Below are 2,756 nucleotides of genomic sequence, written 5' to 3' on the forward strand. Positions count from 1 at the left end.
ATTTTAGTGTAATAGTGGCTCCGAATGCTGGATTCGAACCAGCGACCAAGTGATTAACAGTCACCTACTCTACCGCTGAGCTAATTCGGAACAATCTCCACATCTTTTGTGGAGTGCGATTATAGAGAAAAATTGCTTTAATGTCAAGAGTTTTTTCTGATTTCTATTTGTTTATAACAAAAAAACCGTATCCACTACTATTTTCTAAGTGAAGTTGATTTTTATTTAACATATCTTTAAGCCTCTGCTTACTATCATCATCAAAAAGCACGGCTATATCATCTTGTGTCAAAGGGCGTTTTTTTATAGTTTCCAAGATTTCATATTTACTATAAGCTGATGGTTTGCCAGTGACTTTTTTACGAGTTGCTATATAGATAGGAAGAGAGCTATCAAACAGCAGTGTTGCCTCACGCAACTCCTCATAACTCAAAGCTTCTACCTTATAAGCGGGTGGTCTATCTATAGTTCCCAAATCTATCCGAGTAGGGTTCAACTGTAAAAGATATTCATTCAGAGCCTCAATCTCCTTAACAGAGTCATTAATCCCTTTGACCATAAGTATCTCTATAATCAGTGGATTTGAAAACTTAGCTCTAAACTCCAACATCCCCTCTTTGATGCTCTCGACAGTAATTCCCTCATGCGACCTGTCAAGTCTCTTCAGACAGCGAGAAGTGGCACAATCCAACGATAATTTTACCGTATCAAACTTCATCAAAGCCTCTTGAACTTTTACTTCTGCTATCTTCGCCGAATTTGACAGTATAAGAGTTTGGATGCTACCTTTTATCTGATTTATCTCATCCATAAGCTCCGATAGATATGGATAGAGAGTTGGCTCACCATTTGCTGTTATAGTCAAAGCATCTATATCTTGATGTTCGACAAGTACGACATTCAAAGCATTCATAACATCTTCTACAGATACTACTTCATCATACTCTGCTACTGTCTTTGCAGGGTCTAGTTCGCAATACAAGCAGTCAAAATTGCACTGCTTTTTGGTTGGGCTGAGGTCGATACCTAATGATTTACCGAAGCGTCTGGAGTTTATGGGACCGAATATTATGTTCATTTTTTTCCTTAAAATATTGTATTCCGTAGGGTGCTGTTTTCAACGCACCTTCCATTGGCATAATAAAAATATCTGTTTGGTCATTGGGATAAAAGGTGCGTTGGAAAACGCACCCTACGCAAAAAAGAAGAAGAGATTACTATCTCTTAGAAAGTCTCTGACACTCACTAACAAAATGTTTAGCATTCTCCACAGGAACATCAGGAAGAATCCCATGACCAAGATTAAAGATATGTCTTCCATCTCTCATCGTTTCAGCTAAAATTGCCACAGACTCCGTAGTCGCCTCTTTGGAGTAGAGTCTACACGGCTCCATATTTCCTTGAAGTACATACTTATCTCCAAGTTTCTCTTTAGCTAACTCCATTGGTGTACCCCAGTCAACACCATATACATCAAAGTTACCATACACTTTATCTAAAAATGCAGGTACACCTTTTGGAAACATAATAATCGGGGTATCTGGATATTTCGATTTAAGATAATCAGCAATTTCAACCATATATTTCCATGAAAACTCATCATATCTATCTGGTTCAATCGCAGCTGCCCAAGAATCGAAGATTTGTACTACATCAATTCCTGACTCTATCTGTTTCTCCATGTAGTATTTTACAACTTCTGTTACTTCTCTTAGAATATTATGCAGAAGTTCAGGGTTTGAGTACATCATCTTTTTACAGATATTATAGGTCTTAGTCCCTTGCCCCTCTATCATATATGTAGCCAAAGTCCAAGGAGCACCACAGAAACCAATGAGAGCTATCTCATCACCTCTCTCATCTAGTTGTTTACGAAGCAGTTTAATCGTATCATAAACATAAGTGAGTTTATTCGCTGCCTCTTCACCACCGATTAATCTGTCCAAATCTTCTTGAGAAGTCAGAGGGTCATTGAACTTTGGTCCAAAACCTTTGATAAACTCCAAATCCATTCCCATCTCATCAGGGATTACCAAGATGTCTGAAAATAGAATTGCTGCATCAACACCAACAATATCTAGTGGCTGAATCGTCACCTCTGCTGCCTTTGCAGGGTCATGACATAGGTTTAAAAAGTTCCCTGCCTCGGCTCTTACCGCCATATACTCTGGTAGGTATCGTCCTGCTTGTCTCATCATCCATACAGGAGTGTATGGTGTCTCTTTTCCTAAACACGCGTCTACAAAAATCTTACTCATTTAATGACCTTTATGTAAAAAATATAATGCTAAGGCAAGTGCCAAAACAGAACCTGAAAGATAAACCAAATCCAACGCACCATTGTACTCTGTATAGAGAACGCGTTGGAAAAAGTTGACTATCAGAACCATAATGATAACTTTTCCTAGCTTGTCTTTAAGTTCATCAAGAGAGTGAACTTTTAAAATATTGGAAATACTCTCCTCTGTTGCTATATCAACTTCGGATATAAATAGCTCATAAAGACCAAATCCAAAGATAAACATCACCACTGCCATTAGATACAAATCCACCGCACCTATCAATCCTGAGACAATCTCTTCATGAAATTTTTCAGGATGTAAACCGTTGAAATAGGTCATAATAATATTACTTATAACACCATAAATGTCAATAGAAGCAACAAAAAAAAGTGCAATTCCACCCAATATAGAAAAAACAACTGCTAAAAGTACAAAATATCGTGTATTCCAAAGTATTTTTTCAAAAAATAGTTC

3 protein-coding genes and 1 tRNA gene are annotated in these 2,756 nt (G+C 37.5%); all 4 read right to left on the reverse strand.

The window, feature by feature from the left end; all coding sequences use genetic code 11:
- Positions 1–15: 15 nt before the first annotated feature.
- Positions 16–90 (reverse strand) — tRNA-Asn (locus tag GSY74_RS08300).
- A gap of 73 nt (positions 91–163) precedes the next feature.
- Positions 164–1,078 (reverse strand): radical SAM protein, encoded by a 915-nt coding sequence (locus tag GSY74_RS08305; RefSeq protein WP_164664639.1) that lies wholly within the window; start codon positions 1,076–1,078, stop codon positions 164–166.
- A 139-nt stretch (positions 1,079–1,217) separates the two neighbouring features.
- A complete protein-coding gene (gene hemE / locus GSY74_RS08310) occupies positions 1,218–2,258 on the reverse strand; it encodes a uroporphyrinogen decarboxylase (protein WP_164664640.1) in 1,041 nt (346 codons plus the stop codon).
- Positions 2,259–2,756, reverse strand: a 498-nt coding sequence (locus tag GSY74_RS08315) for a YqhA family protein (protein ID WP_164664641.1), incomplete at its 5' end; no start/stop codon positions are given.

This window comes from Sulfurovum sp. bin170, from assembly GCF_010892395.1.
GTDB lineage: Bacteria > Campylobacterota > Campylobacteria > Campylobacterales > Sulfurovaceae > UBA1140.

Bases quoted from the DNA above. Each gene is read 5' to 3' on its own strand.
- GSY74_RS08305 (WP_164664639.1), bottom strand. From the start codon at position 1,078: ATGAACATAATATTCGGTCCCATAAACTCCAGACGCTTCGGTAAATCA.
- hemE (WP_164664640.1), bottom strand. From the start codon at position 2,258: ATGAGTAAGATTTTTGTAGACGCGTGTTTAGGAAAAGAGACACCATAC.